Here is a 20,405-nt window from a genome sequence, read left to right as displayed (position 1 = left end):
CCCCTTGGGTGTTATAGGGTCAAGCCTCACGGGCCATTAGTACACGTTAGCTCAACGCCTTGCAGCGCGTCCACACCGTGCCTATCAACCAGCTGGTCTCGCTGGGCCCTTCAGGAGGCTCGAGGCCTCGGGGATGTCTCATCTTGAAGGGGGCTTCCCGCTTAGATGCTTTCAGCGGTTATCCCGTCCGCACATAGCTACCCGGCAATGCCACTGGCGTGACAACCGGAACACCAGAGGTGCGTCCACTCCGGTCCTCTCGTACTAGGAGCAGCCCTTCTCAAACATCCAACGCCCACGGCAGATAGGGACCGAACTGTCTCACGACGTTCTAAACCCAGCTCGCGTACCACTTTAAATGGCGAACAGCCATACCCTTGGGACCGACTTCAGCCCCAGGATGTGATGAGCCGACATCGAGGTGCCAAACACCGCCGTCGATGTGAACTCTTGGGCGGTATCAGCCTGTTATCCCCGGAGTACCTTTTATCCGTTGAGCGATGGCCCTTCCATACAGAACCACCGGATCACTAGAACCTGCTTTCGCACCTGCTCGACGTGTCTGTCTCGCAGTCAAGCACCCTTATGCTCTTGCACTCATTGCACGATGTCCGACCGTGCTGAGGGTACCTTCGTGCTCCTCCGTTACTCTTTGGGAGGAGACCGCCCCAGTCAAACTACCCACCACACACTGTCCTCGATCCGGATAACGGACCCGAGTGAGAACACCAATGATGCCAGGCTGGTATTTCAAGGTTGGCTCCCTCCGAACTGGCGTCCGGAGTTCAAAGCCTCCCAGCTATCCTACACAGGCAACATCAGTATCCAGTGTGAAGCTATAGTAAAGGTTCACGGGGTCTTTCCGTCTAGCCGCGGGTACACCGCATCTTCACGGCGATTTCAATTTCACTGAGTCTCGGGTGGAGACAGCGTGGCCATCATTACGCCATTCGTGCAGGTCGGAACTTACCCGACAAGGAATTTCGCTACCTTAGGACCGTTATAGTTACGGCCGCCGTTTACCGGGGCTTCGATCAAGAGCTTCGCCCAGAGGGCTAACACCATCACTTAACCTTCCGGCACCGGGCAGGCGTCACACCCTATACGTCCGCTTGCGCGTTAGCAGAGTGCTGTGTTTTTACTAAACAGTTGCAGCCACCTGGTATCTTCGACCGGTTCGGGCTAAAGGAGCAAGTCCTCTCACCCTAATCCGGCGTGCCTTCTCCCGAAGTTACGGCACCATTTTGCCTAGTTCCTTCACCCGAGTTCTCTCAAGCGCCTTGGGATTCTCACCCTGACCACCTGTGTCGGTTTGGGGTACGGTCGCATGTCATCTGAAGCTTAGAGGCTTTTCCTGGAAGCGTGGCATCAGTGACTTCCGGACCTTGGTCCGTTCGTCTCGCGTCTCGGCTTTAAAGGGTCCCGGATTTACCTGAGACCCAGGCCTACTCGCTTTCACCAGGACAACCAACGCCTGGCTCACCTAGCCTTCTCCGTCCCCCCATCGCAATGACATCCGGTACGGGAATATTAGCCCGTTTCCCATCGACTACGCCTTTCGGCCTCGCCTTAGGGGCCGACTCACTCTGCTCTGATTAGCATCGAACAGAAAACCTTGGTCTTCCGGCGGGGGAGTTTTTCACTCCCCTTATCGTTACTCATGTCAGCATTCGCACTCGTGATACCTCCAGCAGACCTCTCGATCCACCTTCATCGGCTTACACGACGCTCCTCTACCGCTCATCCAGAGGATGAACCCGTAGCTTCGGTACCTGGTTTGAGCCCCGTTACATCTTCCGCGCAGGCCGACTCGACTAGTGAGCTATTACGCTTTCTTTAAAGGATGGCTGCTTCTAAGCCAACCTCCTAGCTGTCTGAGCCTTCCCACATCGTTTCCCACTTAACCAGGATTTGGGGACCTTAGCTGACGGTCCGGGTTGTTGCCCTTTTCACGACGGACGTTAGCACCCGCCGTGTGTCTCCCACGCTGCACTCACCGGTATTCGGAGTTTGCCTCGGGTTGGTAAGCCGGGATGGCCCCCTAGCCGAAACAGTGCTCTACCCCCGGTGGTGATACGTGAGGCGCTACCTAAATAGCTTTCGAGGAGAACCAGCTATCTCCGGGCTTGATTAGCCTTTCACTCCGATCCACAAGTCATCCAAATCTTTTTCAACAGATCCTGGTTCGGGCCTCCAGTTGATGTTACTCAACCTTCACCCTGCTCATGGATAGATCGCCCGGTTTCGGGTCTATATCCAGCGACTGGTCGCCCAGTTAAGACTCGCTTTCGCTACGCCTCCCCTATCGGTTAAGCTCGCCACTGAATATAAGTCGCTGACCCATTATACAAAAGGTACGCAGTCACAGAACAAGTCTGCTCCTACTGCTTGTACGCACACGGTTTCAGGATCTATTTCACTCCCCTCGCCGGGGTTCTTTTCGCCTTTCCCTCACGGTACTGGTTCACTATCGGTCAGTCAGGAGTATTTAGCCTTGGAGGATGGTCCCCCCGTCTTCAATCAGGGTTTCTCGTGCCCCGACCTACTCGATTTCACATGATCAGACTTTCGACTACGGGGCTATCACCCGCTACGGCCGGACTTCCCAATCCGTTCGTCTAGCCATTCACATGCTTAAGGGCTGGTCCCCGTTCGCTCGCCGCTACTGGGGGAATCTCGGTTGATTTCTTTTCCTCGGGGTACTTAGATGTTTCAGTTCCCCCGGTTCGCCTCGTATCCCTATGTATTCAGGATACGATACTGACCTTGTGGTCAGTGGGTTTCCCCATTCAGAGATGTCCGGGTCGCAGGTTGTTTGCCACCTCACCGAACCTTATCGCAGGCTACAACGTCTTTCATCGCCTCTGACTGCCTAGGCATCCACCGTGTGCGCTTCATTGCTTGACCCTATAACCCGAAGGAGTCTGGATCCCGCAATGACAACGATTGCCGGATACGCTTGAAACGTATCACAAAACAATTGCGTATCGAGATCACGTCACGAACACGCAAGCCCGGGGGCTTTTGTCTTCGTATCGTCATTCGATACTGTCAGCATGATATACATTGTTAAAGAGCGACTGTTCAATGAACAGTGATAAGGCGACGTACGACGTGCGACTTATCAATGGTCACGAAACAAACAAACGGTAGTGGAGATAATGGTGGAGCCAAGCGGGATCGAACCGCTGACCTCCTGCGTGCAAGGCAGGCGCTCTCCCAGCTGAGCTATGGCCCCATTATTGGCACTTGCCTCTCGGAATTTCATTCAGCACAAGGCATTTCATGGCGAAGCATAGCCTTCTATGCGAGTCATGAAATAACGCAGCGATGGATGAAATTTGGTGGGTCTGGGCAGACTCGAACTGCCGACCTCACCCTTATCAGGGGTGCGCTCTAACCAACTGAGCTACAGACCCAAGAGGGGATCGTGCATCAACCGTTTGCTCTATCACTTGATCAGGTAATTCATTGTGAGCGCTTGCCGGGAGAGTGACGCATCGTTTAAGGAGGTGATCCAGCCGCAGGTTCCCCTACGGCTACCTTGTTACGACTTCACCCCAGTCATGAACCACACCGTGGTGATCGCCCTCCAAAGTTAGGCTAACCACTTCTGGTGCAGTCCACTCCCATGGTGTGACGGGCGGTGTGTACAAGGCCCGGGAACGTATTCACCGTGGCATTCTGATCCACGATTACTAGCGATTCCGACTTCACGGAGTCGAGTTGCAGACTCCGATCCGGACTGAGACCGGCTTTATGGGATTCGCTTACTCTCGCGAGTTCGCAGCCCTTTGTACCGGCCATTGTAGCACGTGTGTAGCCCTACCCGTAAGGGCCATGATGACTTGACGTCGTCCCCACCTTCCTCCGGTTTGTCACCGGCAGTCTCCCTAGAGTTCCCACCATTACGTGCTGGCAAATAGGGACAAGGGTTGCGCTCGTTACGGGACTTAACCCAACATTTCACAACACGAGCTGACGACAGCCATGCAGCACCTGTCTCTGCGTTCCCGAAGGCACCCCGGAATCTCTTCCGGGTTCGCAGGATGTCAAGGGTAGGTAAGGTTCTTCGCGTTGCATCGAATTAAACCACATGCTCCACCGCTTGTGCGGGCCCCCGTCAATTCATTTGAGTTTTAACCTTGCGGCCGTACTCCCCAGGCGGTCGACTTATCGCGTTAACTTCGCCACAAAGTGCACAAGGCACCCAACGGCTGGTCGACATCGTTTACGGCGTGGACTACCAGGGTATCTAATCCTGTTTGCTACCCACGCTTTCGCACCTCAGTGTCAGTGTCAGTCCAGAAGGCCGCCTTCGCCACTGGTATTCCTCCCGATCTCTACGCATTTCACCGCTACACCGGGAATTCCACCTTCCTCTCCTGCACTCTAGCGTGACAGTTCCGGATGCCGTTCCCAGGTTGAGCCCGGGGCTTTCACAACCGGCTTGTCATGCCACCTACGCGCGCTTTACGCCCAGTAATTCCGATTAACGCTTGCACCCTCCGTATTACCGCGGCTGCTGGCACGGAGTTAGCCGGTGCTTCTTCTGCGAGTGATGTCTTTCCTGGCGGGTATTAACCGCCAGGCGTTCTTCCTCGCTGAAAGTGCTTTACAACCCGAAAGCCTTCTTCACACACGCGGCATGGCTGGATCAGGCTTGCGCCCATTGTCCAATATTCCCCACTGCTGCCTCCCGTAGGAGTTCGGGCCGTGTCTCAGTCCCGATGTGGCTGATCATCCTCTCAGACCAGCTACGGATCGTTGCCTTGGTGAGCCGTTACCTCACCAACCAGCTAATCCGACATAGGCTCATCCGATAGCGGGAGCCAAAGCCCCCTTTCTCCCGTAGGACGTATGCGGTATTAGCCTGGGTTTCCCCAGGTTATCCCCCACTACCGGGTAGATTCCTATGCATTACTCACCCGTCCGCCGCTCGTCAGCGTCCAGCAAGCTGGACCTGTTACCGCTCGACTTGCATGTGTTAAGCCTGCCGCCAGCGTTCAATCTGAGCCATGATCAAACTCTTCAGTTTAAAATCATTGTGATTCTTGCCTGTCGCTCGAAAGCAACAGAGGCGAATCAATCCTGGCTCAAGGTTCAAACGAATTTGAAGAATTCGAAAATTCTTCTTGTGCGCTTGCCTTGATATTTGGTGACTTGTCACCCTCATCGGCAAACGCCCACATGAATTACCTGATCAAATTGTTAAAGAGCTACCGAAGGGCGCTGCCCGTTCGATGTGGTGCGTATTCTACTCACTTATGGTTATACGTCAACCCTTTGGCGTGTGCTTTTCTCAATTAATTGCCTGGTCCAGACGTGCGAGTAACACTTGCCGGCGCTCCTCGTTCATGAAGGCTTCTTCGAGGGCGTTACGGTTTAGCTGATGAAACGTTGCCTTGCTCCAGCCAAACGCGTTCAGACACGCAATATGGTTGGCAAGCAGGCCACCGCCAAAATAGGCCGGATCGTCCGAGCTGATCGTTACCTTCAAGCCCTCTTCGAGCAATTTGGGCAGCGGATGCTGATGAAGCTGATCGACCACCTTCAAGCTCACGTTGGAGAGCGGACAGACCGTCAGCACTGTTTGCTCACGGCGAAGGCGCTCGACCAGCTCACTGTCTTCCAGGCAGCGAACACCGTGGTCCACGCGAACGATCTTGAGCTCATCGAGGGCCTGACGAATGTACGCCGCTGGGCCCTCCTCCCCCGCGTGGGCAACGCAGCGGATGCCCTCTTCCCGGGCGCGATCAAAAACCGCTTTGAACTGGCCAGGCGGGTTGTCGTACTCCGCGCTATCGAGTCCAACGGCGTCGAGCTCTTTCCAGTAAGGGGCGGCCCTCTCAAACACGTCCAACGCTTCGTCGGCCGAACGGTCGCGAAGAAACGCCATGATCATCCCCACGGAAAGATCCAGCGACGCCTCGGCTTCCTGTTTGGCCTGAAGCAGCCCGCCCATAACGACATCGAGGGTTACGCCCCGGCTCAGGTGCGCCTGGGGGTCGAAGTGCATGTCGATATGCACGACGCCTTCACCCCGGGCACGCTTGAAGTAGTCAAGCGCTAGATCATAAAAGTCCTGCTGGGTGCGTAGTACGTTCATGCCCTGGTAATAGAGATCCAAAAACCCCTGCAGGTTTTCGAACCGATACGCTGCTTTGACATCATCGATAGTGGCGTAATCGAGCGCGATGCCGTTGCGCTTGGCAAGCGCGAACATCAGCTCCGGCTCGATAGAGCCCTCGATATGTAAGTGGAGCTCTGTCTTGGGCAGTTGGCGTAAAAACTCTTGCATTACATTCCCCTATTGCTAACACGCCGCCATGCGCTGGCCACTTATGAGCCGGCCGTGGCGAAGCGAATAACTATACGTGAGCCCGGGTAACAGCGATACATCATCGACCTGGTGAATAAAGTAGATGGCCGTTCGCCCTGTAAGCCACTGGGCGAGGGAGTCAGCAAGATGGCGGGCAGTCTCGCTGTCGACACCGGCAAACGGCTCATCCAGCAGCACCACTTGCGGGTCGCGAAGAAAAAGCCTTGCCAGTGCCACCCGGCGCGCCTGGCCGCCCGAAAGTTGACGCCCCTTCTCGCCTACCGGCGTTTGTAACCCATTGGGCTGGCGACGCGCCCAGTCTTCCAGACCAACACGCGCCAACACCTGCCAAAGCGCCTGGTCATCGGCGGACTCATCGGCCAGGCGCAGGTTCTCGGCAAGGGTGGCGTCGAAAAGGTCAACCTGCTGGGACAGAAACGCGAAGCGCTGAGCGCGCTCCTCAAAAGCCAGCGCGTCAGCGGCCTGGCCTGCAACGCTCACGCTGCCTTTACTCGGGGCGATACGCCCGAGAAGCAGATGAGCAAGCGTCGACTTACCCGCCCCGGACACGCCGGTAATCGCGATGCGCGCGCCGGCGGGAACGTCAAAGGATACGCCTTCCAGGGCCGGCTCCAGCATGCCCGGGTAGCAGTAGCTTACCTGCTCGAGGGCGATCGCGTAGCCCGTTTGGTCGGCGGGTAGTACGGATGAGGCAGGCTCCGCTTCCTCGGCCTGAGAAGGCGTGAGCTGATTCAGACGCTGAACACTTGCATAGCTTGCCCCCAGCTTGATAAAGGAGGAAGGCAACGCGGTGAATATCTCGCTACTACCCAAAACGAGCAGCAGTATCATCACCGCGATAGGAGCGCTGACCGCTTGCTGAATATCCGGCTGACTTACAAACCACATCACGCCGACTAAAAGCCCCCCCGTGACCAGAAGGATCAGCGCATTACCCAACGCCGCCTTTAGTGCTAAAAGCCGCTGATTGGTGGCGGCCCGCGCCTCGAGTGCATCGATTTTTTGCTGGTGCCAATCATTGGTTTGATAGCTCGTAAGCTCCGCGCGCGCCTGGATTTGATCGAGCACCAGGTTGCGCAGTGCCCCCTGGTCGCGCACCTGCTGATAGCTTTGACGAAACCCCAGCCAGGCAAAACCCAGGGTGAGCACGATCCAAAGCGCGCCGAGCGTCAGCCCAACGACGACCGCAAGCCCGGGCAGCCAAAGAGCCGTAAATAGCGACACGACGATAATCGCCGCAAGCGCCACGAAGGGCGGTATCAAAAGACGCAGATAGAAATTATCCAGGGTGTCGATATCTGCGGTGAGGCGGGTGAGCCAATCGCTCGCCCGGCGGCGGCCCAGGGTGGCGGCATCCATATGAGTCAGATAACCAAACACCTTGTGGCGCAGATCGGCCAAAAGGGTCAGCACCGTATTGTGGTTATATAGCCGCTCGACATAGCGGGCGACGGTGCGTAGCAGTGCAAAAAAACGGATCCCGCCCCCGGGGACGTAGATATCGAGCGTCGTCGGCAGCCCCGCCGCCAGCGCAAGACCAGCCAGCGCGCAGGCGGTGATGAACCAGCCCGAAAGCCCTAAAAGCGCAAGCCCAGCCAGCAGCGTCACCAGCAGCAGCAGCGCGCCCACGAAAAAGGGTCGGCGGCGGCGCGTCAGCAAAAAAAGCCAGGGGCGGAACGCCTGGTAAAGGTCTTTCATAAAGCTACCTCCCGCACATGGGCGCTTTCACAGTGAAAATGGCGGGTTGCGATCGACATGACCTGTTGGTGATGGGTAGCGATGACCAGCGTGCGCCCTGCTTTTGCCCACGCCTGGAGCGCTTCGATCACCAGCGCCTCGGTCGCGTTATCCAAATTGGCGGTCGGCTCGTCGAGCAGCACCAGCGGCGCCGGGCTCAAATAGACACGCGCCAGGGCCAGGCGCTGGGCCTGGCCGCCGGAGAGCCCTACGCCGCGCTCGCCAAGCGGGGTATCGAGCCCTTCGGGAAGCGCAGCCAGAAGCTCCTTGAGCCCTGCACGCGTCAGCGCATCGAACAGATCGTTTTCGCTTGCGCCCGGATTGGCCAGCCTCAGGTTCTCCGCAAGGCTTCCCTGCAGCAAGCAGGGGCTTTGATCCAGCCAGGCAACCGTTAGCCCCTGCGCGCAGCGAAGCTCACCTTCACGGGGGGGCATGAAGCCCGCTAAAAGCGCTAAAAGCGATGACTTGCCGCTGCCCGAGGCCCCGGTTAGAGCAACGACGTCGCCCGGGGCAAGCGCCAGCGACACCCGACTCAGAATGGGCTCGCTCTGGCCGTAACCCACGCTGACATCATCGAGTTCGCAAAGCGCCTGGGCGCTTTGTGGGGTATTGCCGGGTACTGCCAGCCAGTCGGGCTCGTTCAGGATGAACACCAGGCTTTCCGCCGCCGCCAGCGCCGCCGCGCGGTCGTGGTAGTGTTGGGAGAGCGTGCGCAGCGGCTGGAAAAACTCCGGCGCCAGCAACAGCACACCCAACCCGGAGAAAAGCGTTAACGAGGCCGCCGGGCCGTAATCGATGTAACCAAGCAGGCCAAAGCCGACGTACATGGCCACCACCGCAATCGCCACAGAAGCAAAGAACTCGAGCACCGCCGAAGAGAGAAACGCAAGACGCAATGTTTTCATGCTCAAACGGCGGTACTCGTCGGTGGCATACCACACGTCGCGGCGCGCTTTCGCCGTGCGCCCAAAAAGCTGCAGTGTACTCATGCCCCGTACCCGGTCAACGAAGTGGGCCGAGAGCCTCGAGACCGCGCCGAACTGCTCGCGGTTCAGGCGTTCCGCACTCATCCCCACCAGCGCCATGAAAACCGGGATGAGCGGCGCGGAAAGCAACAGGAAAATGACGACCAGGTAATCGAGAGCGCCAACGATGCAAGCGATAATCAGCGGCACCAGCAACACGATACGAAGTTGGGGATGAAAGCGGGCAAAGTAGCCTTCCAGCGCGTCGACGTGCTCGACCACCTGGGTGGCAAGCGCCCCGCTTTGGTGACGGGTCAGCCACAAGGGACCGAGGCTTGAAAGCTTCGCCATCAGCTCTTTTCTAACCCGCTGGCGAATCCGAAGGCTTGCCTCGAGCCCCAATACTTCCTGACCCCATTGAAAAAATGCGCGCAGTACGACCAAGCCCATAAGCGCTAAAAAGGCCTCGCCAAGCGAGGCCAGTGGCCGGTTCTGCAAAAGGATTTGATCGACCAGCCAAGCCAGCCCCACCAGCATGATGGCGGTACTGGTCCCGGCCAACACCCCGCAGGCCGCCGCACCCGCTAGCCTTTTTCGTTCTTGTTGGGCTAGCGTTTTAAGAAAGTGGCGCGGCGTTACCAGCTCAGGGTTTTGGTTATTACCCCTCATAGGCTTAGTGGTACCCCTCGCCAACGCGTACCTTGCCGCGGAACACCCAATAGGTCCAGGCGGTATAGGCCAGCACGACGGGGATCACGAAGAGCACACCGATGAGCAGGAACAGCTGAGATTCCGGCGCCGAGGCGGCGTCCCAAAGCGTATAGTTGGGCGGCACGATGATCGGCCACTTGCTAAAGATCAGGCCCAGATAGGTAAAGATGTAGATGCCGACGGTGGCGACGAACGGTACCCCTTCGCTCTTGTTCTGAACGCTTCTGAAGACGGCGAACGCACACAGCAGCGCCAGCACCGGGAAGATCCAGATAAAGCGCAAGGAACCAAACCAACGCTCCCACACCATGTTGTCGATAAACGGCGTCCAGACGCTGATGATCGCGAACACGGCCAGTACCGCAACGAGCAGTATCGGGGTGATTTTATACGCCCATGCCTGGATATAGCCTTCGGTTTTCATGATCATCCAGGTCGCCCCCAGCAGCGCGTAGCCGGCCATCAGGCCAAGCCCGGTCAGCACGGAGAACGGCGTCAACCAGTCGAACGCACCACCGACATAGACGAAGTCTTCTACCGGGAAGCCCTGAATGTAGGCACCCACGACGGCCCCCTGGGCAAACGAGGCGAGCATCGACCCGCCAGCGAACGACCAATTCCACCAACTGCGATTACGCCGCGATTTGAAGCGAAACTCGAAGGCGATACCGCGAAAGATCAGCCCGGCCAACAGCAGGAATACGCCAATATAGAGCGCGGGCAAAAAGACCGAGTAGACCAGCGGGAAGGCGCCGAGAAGCCCGGCCCCGCCCAGCACGAGCCAGGTTTCGTTGCCGTCCCATACCGGGGCGACCGAGTTCATCATCACGTCACGGGAATCTTCGTCCGGGGCGAAGGGAAAGAGAATCCCCACCCCGAGATCGAAACCATCCATCAGTACATACATGATCACGCCGAAACCAATAATGCCGGCCCAGATGATAGATAAATCGAACATTTCCATGACTAGCTCCTTACCGGCTCGACGTCGTCGTCAAACGGAGTGTGTGCGGCGGAAAGCGGACGTTTGGGACGGTTGGCGTCGGGGTCGACCTCGGCCTGAGCCGCGTTGGGCAGCATACCGTTACGCACCACGCGAGTGAGGTAGTAAAGGCCGGCGTAAAACACCACCGCGTACACCAGCACGTAGCCAATCAGCGTAGCGAGCGCCATCCAGCCAGTCAGCGACGGCGTCAACCCCTGGGCTTGGGTCATCATGCCGTAGACCAGCCACGGTGCCCGGCCGGATTCGGTCACGATCCACCCGGCCAACACGGCAATGAACGGCAGTGAAATCATACTCACCAGCGTTTTAAGAAACGCTTTGTTTTCATATATACGGCCACCACGACGTAGCAGCAATCCCGCAAGCGCTACAGCGATCATCAAAAGACCGATTGCCACCATCACACGAAACGACCAGAACACCAGCGCGACCGGCGGCTGCTCTTCCGGCGGTACTTCGCTGATGCCCGGGATCTCACCATCAAGGGAGTGGGTCAGGATAAGGCTCGCCAGATTAGGGATCCCCAGCGCGAAGCGGTTCTCTTGCGCGTCCTGATCCGGCAGGGCGAACAATAAAAGCGGCACGTTGGAGGTGGTTTCCCAGTGTCCTTCCATGGCGGCCACTTTAGTGGGCTGGTACTCGAGCGTATTGAGGCCGTGGTAATCGCCAATCACCGCCTGAGCGGGGGCCAGAAAGAGCAGCATCCATAGGCACATGGAGAGCGCCCGGCGATTGGCCGGCACGTCGCGGCCGCGTAGCAAAAACCAGGCACTGATGCCCGCTACCACGAAACCACCCGTAATGAAGGACGCCATGGCCATATGGAAAAAGCGATACGGGAAGGAGGGATTGAAAATCGCTTCGGTCCAGGACGTGACGTAGAAGCGGTTATCGATCAGCTCGACCCCGGCGGGCGTTTGCATCCAGCTGTTAGCGGAAAGAATCCAGAACGCAGAGATGAAGGTGCCCAACGCCACCATGGCCGCCGAGAACAGATGGACGCCTTCCGGCACCTTGCCACGCCCAAAAAGCAAAACCCCCAAAAAGGCTGCTTCGAGGAAGAAGGCGGTAACCACTTCGTAGCTCAGCATCGGCCCAATGAAGTTGGACGCCGCAAACGAGAAGTTGCTCCAGTTGGTACCGAATTGAAAGGACATGACGATGCCCGACACCACGCCCATGGCAAACACCACCGCGAACACTTTCGTCCAGAAAAGTGCCAAGCGGTCCCAGGCGGGATTCTCGGTTTTGAAGAACAGGCCGTGCAGTAGTGCAATGTAGGACGCTAACCCTATCGTGAAGACGGGGAAGATAGTGTGAAAACACACAATGAACGCGAACTGTAGTCGCGAAAGCATTAAGGGGTCGAGTTCCATGACGCTCTCCTGAAACCGGGGAATAGTATGACGCCCATGGGTAATAACAGCCTGGTCGTGCCCTGGGGCGGTTGTTTTTATCAAGACCTGGCTAATCTTTACTCACGGGCCCATCTTACTGGCTTAAACGCCCACCTGAAACGCTCTCTATGCGTTATTGCGTGTCACAATGACACACATCAATTTACGCTGATATTCGTCAGCTCATTACCACGATACTGACCATATAACCGGTGTAGCCCAAAAAGGAGGCGAGCAGCACGCCGCCCTCTAAACGATTGATACGCCGGGGTCTGCCGCGCCAGGAGAACGCGAAAAGCACCATCAAGAGCGTCATGCAGCTCATGACGCTCCAATCGCGCACCAGTACCTCGCGGCCCGCCTCGATCGGGGCGATCACGCCAGCGAGTCCTACCACCGCCAGGCTGTTGAATAGATTCGACCCCACGACGTTACCCAGCACCATATCGTGCTCGTTGCGCCGCAACGCACTGATGCTCGAGGCAAGCTCGGGCAGCGAGGTCCCCACCGCCACCACCGTCAAGCCAATGATCAAATCGCTCACGCCGAACGCGCCCGCTATTTCGACCGCGCCCCACACCAGCATGCGCGAGCTGGCAATCAACAGCACCAGCCCGATCAGCGTCCAAGCGATCGACTTGCCCCTGGACATGGGCTTTTGATCCAGCGTCTCGGCCACCTCCGCCTCGAGAGGGTCCGCATGCTGAGCGCGCGAGCGCCAGATACTTATCCCGATAAATAGCGTCAACGCCACCAGCAAAATGACCGCCTCGATACGTGTCACCCAGCCGTCGAACAACATATAACCGGTCAGCAGCATGACCCCCACCAGCAGCGGCATCTCTTTACGAATGACGCTCGAATGCACCGCCAGCGGCGCCATTAATGCAACGAAACCCAGCACCAGCCCCATATTGGCAATGTTCGAGCCATAAGCGTTACCCACCGCCAGGCCCGGGTTACCCTGTAATGCCGCCAGCACCGAGACCATCATCTCCGGGGCCGACGTACCAAAGCCGATTACCAGCATACCGATCAAGAGCGGAGAGAGCCCCAGCCAGCGGGAAGTCGCGGCGGCGCCATCGATGAATTTTTCGGCGCTCCATATAAGCAGCACCAATCCGATTACGACCGCTAAACAGGCAAGCAACATGGCAGTTCCTTAATATGGGTAGGCTAGAGAAGGCGAACGCGCCTGCATCGTTGTCCAAGGTGGTGGCCGGGTCAAGCACGCCGTTGATTCAAATACGCCCGCAAGCGTTTGACAGCCCTGCCCGCCCAACGTATTAATCGACCACCAGGCAACGTTGAGACTATTGAATTGCGCTACTCCCGATTCAAGGCACGGCCCTATCTCCCGCTTTCTCCGCCGCTGGTCGACACCCAGCCACCGGAAACGCCAAGACGGCGGCGCCTGCGCGCCTGCCATGAGTGCGACTGGGTGAGCGCTTTACCGCCGCTGGGTTCCGGTGAAAAAGCCACCTGCCCACGCTGCTCCCACGTTTTGGTCAAGCGTCACCGCTACCCCGCCCAACGCAGCATGGCCCTGGCCGTGGCGTCATTGATCGCGTTGATCATCGCGGTGTCGTTCCCCTTTGTCAGCTTCAACGTCAGCGGCGTGAGCAACCGCATCGAGCTTTCCCAAACGGCCACCACGCTGATCGCATTTCACCAGCCGGTCGTTGCCATCGCGGTGATCATGACCATCGTGGTGCTCCCCGCGCTCTACTTGTTCGGCGTGATTTGGCTACAGTACGGGCTGTTGCGCGGGCACCACATGCCCTTTAGCCGCGATATCGCCCGCTCGCTTGCCCACTTCGTGCCCTGGATGATGGCGGACGTGTTCATCATTGGCGCCCTGGTGAGCTTGATCAAGGTCGCCGGGCTTGCCCAAATCCAGCTGGGGATCTCCTTCTGGGCGTTCTGCATCTTCGCCCTTTTACTGCTGAAAACCAGCCAGTCGCTGGACGCCGACTGGATGTGGTTTTCACTCGAAGGCGAGCCCTTGGCACCAGAGGGCACCCAGACCGGCATGACCGCCGCCGTTCAGAACGTGACCGGCTGCCCCACCTGTGGGCTGGTCAACCGTATGCCGGCCAAGGGCAAGGCGCGCTGCCTGCGCTGCCATGAAAAGCTGCACAAGCGCGTACCGCACAGCCTGCAGCGCACCTGGGCGCTGCTGTTCGCCGCCACCGTCATGTATATTCCGGCCAACCTTTACCCTATTATGACCACCACGAGCCTGGGCAGCAGCTCACCTTCGACGATCATAGGCGGGGTGGTGCAGCTCATTCAGATGGGGTCCTGGCCGGTGGCAGCCGTTATTTTCGTTGCCAGTGTCATCGTGCCGGTAGGCAAGCTTTTCGCGCTGGCCTGGCTCTGCCTGGTCGTTCGGCGCAGTAGCGAACTACACGCCCAAAGCCGCACCCGGCTTTATCGGCTGACGGAGTTCATCGGACGCTGGTCGATGGTCGACGTCTTCGTCGTTGCCATTTTGGTGGCGCTAATTCGCGCCGGCTCTTTGATGTCGATCACACCGGGCCCGGCAGCACTTGCCTTTGGCGCGGTAGTGGTCCTGACCATGTTGGCGGCGATGACCTTCGACCCGCGCCTTTTATGGGACACCTCTCCCCCACGCGCTGCGCGTTTCAAGCGCGTGACCCGGTTAAACATTGCGACCAAGGAATCAGTGGATGGCTGACGATTTACCCCCGAACGACGAAGCGCCAGCGCCGGAAGAGAATGACCCGAATCGGGCCAAGGCGTCGCGCCAAACGCGTCTTTCGCCGATATGGATCGTGCCTATCGTGGCGCTGGTGATCGGGCTTTGGCTGGTGTACGACAACTATACCAGCCGGGGGACGCTGATTACGCTGACCGCCAACAACGCCGAAGGGATCGAAGCCGGCAATACCCTGATTCGTAGCCGCAACGTGGAAATCGGTCTGGTTCAAAGCGTACGGCTTTCGGACGACCTCTCCCACGCGGTCATGACCGCGCGCATTCAGCCCGAAGCCGAAGCCATGCTGCGCGAGGATAGCCGCTTTTGGGTGGTCAAACCGCGTATCGGCCGCGAAGGTATCAGCGGGCTGGGCACGGTACTCTCCGGTGCCTACATCCAGCTTCAGCCCGGCCGCTCCGATGAGCCCCACCGGGAGTTCGAGCTAAGCGATGTGCCGCCGGTGGCCGTGGCCGGTCAAGCAGGGCTTCAGATCAGCCTGGTCAGCCAGCTTGGCAATTCGCTGCGCGTCGGCGACCCGGTGTCGTATCAGGGCTATACCGTTGGCCGGGTCGAAGACAACAACTTTGACCCGGAGTCGCGCACCATGCAACACCAGGTCTTCATCGAAGAGCCCTACGCCCAACTGGTGACCGAAAGCACGCGCTTTTGGACCGCCAGCGGGATCGATTTTCGCCTCGACTCCAACGGCGTGCGGGTCAACGTCGAGTCGATCGAGGCGCTGCTGGGCGGCGGCGTCACCTTTGGCGTCCCCGAAGACGTGCCCATGGGCAAGCCGGTGAGCAATAACGCCCGCTTTACGCTTTATAGCGATGAAGACGACGCCCGCGAAGGCACGTTCAATCGCTACCTCGAGTACGTACTCCTGGTGGACGACACCGTGCGCGGGCTCTCCCGCGGCGCGCCGGTCGAGTTTCGCGGCGTGCGGCTGGGCAGCGTCGCCGCAGTGCCCTGGAACTTTACCGCCCCCCAGCCCAACGCGCGCTCGCAGTTTGCCATCCCGGTGCTGATTCGCATCGAGCCACAGCGTTTGGGGATCGAAAGCGACGATATCGACCTGGAGGAGTGGGAAACGCGTTTTAACCGCATGTTCGACTTGGGCCTGCGCGCCTCGCTCAAAAACGGCAACCTCTTGACCGGCGCGCTCTTCGTCGATCTTAACTTCCAGCGCGACCTGGCCGGTGACTACGCCCTGGAGATGTTCTCCGAGCGCAAGGTCTTCCCCACCGTGGCGGGCGGCTTTGCACAAATCCAGGGTCAGGTCACCAGCTTGCTGGACAAACTCAATGCGCTCGAGGTCGAGCCGCTGCTGGCCGGGCTCGATCGCAACCTGCAGGCGTCGGAAAGCGTACTCAACGAGGTCCGCGAGGTCAGCGCCTCGCTCAACGCCATCCTGAGCGATCCGGACACCCAGGCACTCGGCGGCAACGTGAATGCCACCCTCGAGGAGCTTCGCGCAACCCTTGAAGGTCTATCGCCCTCTTCGCCGGCCTACCAGGATCTCAGTTCGGCCATCGAACAGCTCAACCGCCTGATGCGGGATTTACAGCCGCTGACGCGCACGCTCAACGAAAATCCCCGAGCGCTGCTTTTCGACAACCTGGACACGCAGGACCCGATTCCACGGGCCCCTCGATAAAAGGATGACGCCATGCGTTATGGAACACTAAAAATGCTAGCGCTGCTGGGTCTTGGGTTGCTGTTGAGCGGCTGCGCCTCGAGCGTGTCGCCGCCAGCGCGCTACATGCTGCCGACCGCCCAGGTCACGAGCCCAGCAACGCCCACCGAGCACACGCTGCAGATACGCTCGCCGCGGCTGGCCCACTATCTCGATGTCGACGGCATCGTCATGCAGCTCGATGACATCACCTTGAACGCGGCTCGCGAACACCAGTGGGCGGAAGAACTGGGTCGCCAGATCGAGCGGGCGCTGCGCGGGCGGCTCTCCCAGGAACTTCCGCTGGTGCGGGTGGTGCGCGCCGAGGGCGGCCAGGCCACCGGCGTCACGCTGTCGGTGGAGGTGGACCAGTTCCAGGGGCGTTTTGATGGCAACGCGGTGGTCAGCGGTCAATGGCAGCTGCGCGGTGCGGGCAATCAGCTTTTAGCCATGGAGAGTTTCTCCGCCGAGACCGAGCTCACGCAGGACGGCTACCCGGCACTGGTACGCGCCCTTGGCCAAAGCCTTGACGAGACCGCCATCGGCATCGCCCAAGAGCTTCGCACCGGCGGCTACTTCTAACTCTCTCAACGACCAACACCCTTGGCGCGCCGGGATTTTCGACCGGCGCGCAGGGTTTCGAGCCGCCCGCTAAATCGCGACATTCTCAAAAGCCCCTCGCAGCCAAGCGCGCTATCTGGCAAACTTCGCTGCCGCGCGGGGCTTACCCGCGTGTTTTTAACCAATTTAGAACCCTAGCCTGGTAACAGCGCACACGCGCTCTTGCCGTGCAATGGCGGAGAACGCATGAGCTTTACGGAACTTGGTCTGCAGGACGACTTACTACGCGCCATTAGCACCCAGGGCTATACCCAGCCGACCCCCATCCAGTTAAAAGCCATTCCCCTGGTACTGGCCGGGCGCGATCTGCTGGCAAGCGCCCAGACGGGAACGGGCAAGACAGCAGGCTTCACCCTGCCCATGCTGCAGCGGCTGAACACCGGCAAGCGCCCGGGTAAGCGCCAGGTACGCGCGCTGGTGCTCACTCCCACCCGCGAGCTGGCCGCCCAGGTCGGCGAGAGCGTCTCCGATTACGGCAAGTATCTGTCGCTGAAATCGCACATCATTTTCGGCGGTGTCGGCCAGAACCCCCAGGTACAAGCGCTAAGAGAAGGTCTGGACGTGCTGATCGCCACCCCCGGCCGGCTGATGGACTTACAGCAGCAGGGCCACGTGGATTTGTCCCAGGTCGAGATTCTGGTGCTCGACGAAGCCGACCGTATGCTCGACATGGGCTTCATTCACGATATCAAGCGCATCCTGAAGCTGTTGCCGAACAAGCGACAGAACCTGCTCTTCTCGGCCACCTTCTCCAACGAGATCCAGACGCTGGCCAACCAGCTTTTGGACAACCCGGCGCTGGTCGAAGTCGCGCCGCGCAACACCACCGCGGAAAAGATCGTTCAGACCATCTACCAGGTGGATCGCGATAAAAAGCGCGAGCTGCTGGCGCATCTGATCACCCAGCACGGCTGGTTTCAGGTACTGGTCTTCACGCGCACCAAACACGGCGCCAACCGCCTGGCCGAACAGCTTTCCAAGCAAGACATTCCGGCCATGGCGATCCACGGCAACAAGAGCCAGGGCGCGCGCACCCGGGCACTGGGCGCATTCAAAAGTGGCGATCTCCAGGTACTGGTCGCCACCGACATCGCCGCCCGGGGGCTTGATATCGATGAGCTGCCCTTTGTGGTCAACTTCGATTTGCCTAACGTTTCCGAAGACTACGTTCACCGCATTGGCCGTACCGGCCGGGCGGGCAGCAACGGCGAAGCGGTATCGCTGGTCTGCGTCGACGAGCATGCACTTTTGACCGGCATCGAGCGGCTGATCAAGCAAACGCTGCCTAAAAAGATCGAGCCCGGCTTCGAACCCGACCCCAACGCCAAGCCCCAGCCGATCGAAAACGGCCGCCGCGGTCAGCGCAAGCCCACCGGCCGGCGCCAGGAGCAAGGCGGCAACTCGGGTAACACCTCGCGTCGGGGCGGGCGCCGCTAGCGCCGAAAAGCGCAATGTGCGAAGGTTATGATTTTTTGGCCCAGGCCCACACGTTCAGGGAGTGATTATGGCGTCGTCTCAACTTATCAATGACTATCGGCAGTGGCTGGTTTTTCAACGCCAGGAGCAGCTGAGCCGTGAACATCAAGGCGTGGTTCAGCGCCTCGAAGATGCAAAGGTAACCTCCAAACAGGTCGTAGAAGCCTATCGCAGTATGGCGGACAAGGCCTCCACCGAAGGCGCCTGCTACCGCACGCTGTTTCTGCGCGAAAGCGACGAAGAATCAGCACTGGTCTGCGAAGGCTGGCTGTTTATTCGCCGCGTGCTCAGCGAAGAGAACAGCACCCGCGTTCGCGCCACGCTGCTTGAGTCCTTCACCCTCGAAGACGGGATCATCACCCCGGGCGACAAGCCGGCGCGCAAGGTCACCCTCGAGATTTTCGAAAGGCTCGACATGAACCGGGGCATGCGTACCGACGCCCGCGTCGACTGCCTCGAAGCACCGGGTGATTACCACTTCATCACCCTAATGGACACCGCCCGCGGCGATCTACGTACGCACCTCAAGTAGCCGCCATGGCTAGCCGTCGTACCCTGAGTTTCATACTGCTGATGTTTGTCGTGGGGCTGAACTTACGCCCCGCGCTTTCATCGGTGGCGCCGCTTTTGACTCGCCTTCAGGAAAGCGCTGGCTTGACGCCGGCGGCGGCGGGTATTTTGACCACGCTGCCGGTGCTCTTTCTGGGCCTGGCGGCCCCGCTTGCGCCGCTCATTGCGCGGCGAATCGGCAGTGAGCGCGCGCTCAGCGCCGCCCTTTTACTGCTCACCACCGCCCTTTTGATCCGCCCCTGGCCGCTGCCCGGCGCCCTGTTCGTCGGCACGGCCCTGGCGGGTGCTGCCATCGGTTTGGCAGGCACCCTACTGCCGGGACTGGTCAAGCGCGAACTCCCTCAAAGTGCTGACCTTTTGACCGGGCTCTACACCATGGCACTTTGCTTTGGCGGGGCGCTCGGGGCGGGACTTTCCGTGCCGCTGGCCAACCTGCTGGGAAGCTGGCAGCTGAGCCTGGTGAGCTGGGGCGGTGTAGCGCTCATCACGCTTTTACTGTGGTCGACGCTTGCCCCCAGGCCGACTGCGCAGGTGACCTCGAGTGTTTCGGAAACCTCCCTCAAGGCGCTTTTGCGCCAGCCCCTGACCTGGCAGGTGATGCTTTACATGGGCATTCAATCCTCCATGGCCTACATCGTGTTTGGCTGGCTGCCCACGCTCTTGGTCTATCGTGGCTATAGCGAAAGCGAGGCCGGGTTCACCATGGCGGTCTCGATCATCTGCCAACTGGGCTCGGCGCTAAGCGCTCCCTGGCTTGCCCGCCTGGGCCGCGACCAGCGGCCAGCGCTTTTTGCCATGCTCACGTTTACCGCACTGGGGCTTTTCATGCTGATGGTTGCCCCGCTTAGCTGGCAGTGGCCAGGCGCTGCGTTATTGGGCGTGGGTCAGGGCGGCTGTTTCAGCCTGGCGCTGAGCCTTCTTGTGCTGCGAACCGCCAACGCCGGCCTTGCCGGTAAGCTCTCCGGGCTGGTTCAGGGCGGCGGCTATACGATCGCAGCGCTTGGGCCTTTCGGTGTCGGTCTGTTGCTCCAGGTGGGCGCGCGTATCGACCATATCGCCTGGCTGCTTTTGGCCCTGATCGGCCTTTGCTACTTGTTCGCTTTTTTGGCGGGGCGTCACCAACAGCTGGACGACCAGACCGGTACGCTTTGCGTTATAAAACAACGCGACCGGCGAGCGTAA

The 20,405-nt window shown here is 59.3% G+C and carries 12 protein-coding genes, 2 tRNA genes and 2 rRNA genes; 6 read left to right on the top strand and 10 right to left on the bottom strand.

From position 1 onward, the window contains the following. Positions 1 to 15: 15 nt before the first annotated feature. The 10 genes from ACWHVV_RS08265 to ACWHVV_RS08220 form a co-directional block, all read right to left on the bottom strand. Positions 16 to 2,907: ribosomal RNA gene (locus ACWHVV_RS08265) — 23S ribosomal RNA — on the bottom strand. 255 nt (positions 2,908 to 3,162) lie between these two features. After that, positions 3,163 to 3,238, bottom strand: a tRNA-Ala gene (locus ACWHVV_RS08260). A 104-nt stretch (positions 3,239 to 3,342) separates the two neighbouring features. Continuing rightward, positions 3,343 to 3,419 (bottom strand) — tRNA-Ile (locus ACWHVV_RS08255). An 86-nt stretch (positions 3,420 to 3,505) separates the two neighbouring features. After that, positions 3,506 to 5,038, bottom strand: a 16S ribosomal RNA gene (locus tag ACWHVV_RS08250). Together the 16S and 23S rRNA genes with 2 tRNA genes alongside form the textbook arrangement of a ribosomal RNA operon. A gap of 264 nt (positions 5,039 to 5,302) precedes the next feature. After that, positions 5,303 to 6,301, bottom strand: a complete 999-nt coding sequence (locus ACWHVV_RS08245) for an adenosine deaminase (RefSeq protein WP_447928902.1) — start codon at positions 6,299 to 6,301, stop codon at positions 5,303 to 5,305. A 15-nt stretch (positions 6,302 to 6,316) separates the two neighbouring features. Continuing rightward, positions 6,317 to 8,041, bottom strand: a complete 1,725-nt coding sequence (gene cydC / locus ACWHVV_RS08240; protein ID WP_447928901.1) for a thiol reductant ABC exporter subunit CydC — start codon at positions 8,039 to 8,041, stop codon at positions 6,317 to 6,319. Beyond that, positions 8,038 to 9,714, bottom strand: a complete 1,677-nt coding sequence (gene cydD, locus ACWHVV_RS08235) for a thiol reductant ABC exporter subunit CydD (RefSeq protein WP_447928900.1) — start codon at positions 9,712 to 9,714, stop codon at positions 8,038 to 8,040. The genes cydC and cydD overlap by 4 nt, the downstream gene beginning before the upstream one ends. A 4-nt stretch (positions 9,715 to 9,718) precedes the next feature. Next, positions 9,719 to 10,720, bottom strand: coding sequence for a cytochrome d ubiquinol oxidase subunit II (gene cydB / locus ACWHVV_RS08230; protein ID WP_447928899.1), 1,002 nt, complete (start codon positions 10,718 to 10,720; stop codon positions 9,719 to 9,721). A gap of 2 nt (positions 10,721 to 10,722) precedes the next feature. After that, positions 10,723 to 12,138 (bottom strand): cytochrome ubiquinol oxidase subunit I, encoded by a 1,416-nt coding sequence (locus ACWHVV_RS08225; RefSeq protein ID WP_447928898.1) that lies wholly within the window; start codon positions 12,136 to 12,138, stop codon positions 10,723 to 10,725. A gap of 199 nt (positions 12,139 to 12,337) precedes the next feature. Further along, positions 12,338 to 13,312, bottom strand: coding sequence for a calcium/sodium antiporter (locus ACWHVV_RS08220; RefSeq protein ID WP_447928897.1), 975 nt, complete (start codon positions 13,310 to 13,312; stop codon positions 12,338 to 12,340). 168 nt (positions 13,313 to 13,480) lie between these two features. On the opposite strand from ACWHVV_RS08220, the gene ACWHVV_RS08215 reads away from it, so the two are divergent. From ACWHVV_RS08215 to ACWHVV_RS08190, 6 genes are all read left to right on the top strand, one after another. Further along, a complete protein-coding gene (locus ACWHVV_RS08215; protein WP_447928896.1) occupies positions 13,481 to 14,860 on the top strand; it encodes a PqiA/YebS family transporter subunit in 1,380 nt (459 codons plus the stop codon). Next, positions 14,853 to 16,538, top strand: a complete 1,686-nt coding sequence (gene pqiB / locus ACWHVV_RS08210; RefSeq protein WP_447928895.1) for an intermembrane transport protein PqiB — start codon at positions 14,853 to 14,855, stop codon at positions 16,536 to 16,538. The genes ACWHVV_RS08215 and pqiB overlap by 8 nt, the downstream gene beginning before the upstream one ends. 12 nt (positions 16,539 to 16,550) lie before the next feature. Continuing rightward, a complete protein-coding gene (locus ACWHVV_RS08205) occupies positions 16,551 to 17,138 on the top strand; it encodes a PqiC family protein (RefSeq protein WP_447928894.1) in 588 nt (195 codons plus the stop codon). Positions 17,139 to 17,363: 225 nt separating this feature from the next. Then, entirely contained in the window at positions 17,364 to 18,614 is a 1,251-nt protein-coding gene (locus ACWHVV_RS08200; RefSeq protein ID WP_447928893.1) for a DEAD/DEAH box helicase, read from the top strand. A gap of 67 nt (positions 18,615 to 18,681) precedes the next feature. Beyond that, complete coding sequence (locus ACWHVV_RS08195; RefSeq protein ID WP_447928892.1) at positions 18,682 to 19,185, top strand: hypothetical protein; 504 nt, start codon at positions 18,682 to 18,684, stop codon at positions 19,183 to 19,185. Between the two features lie 5 nt (positions 19,186 to 19,190). Further along, complete coding sequence (locus ACWHVV_RS08190; RefSeq protein ID WP_447928891.1) at positions 19,191 to 20,405, top strand: MFS transporter; 1,215 nt, start codon at positions 19,191 to 19,193, stop codon at positions 20,403 to 20,405.

This window comes from Vreelandella sp. EE27 (genome assembly GCF_968206495.1).
This window is presented reverse-complemented; position numbering and strand designations above follow the sequence as displayed.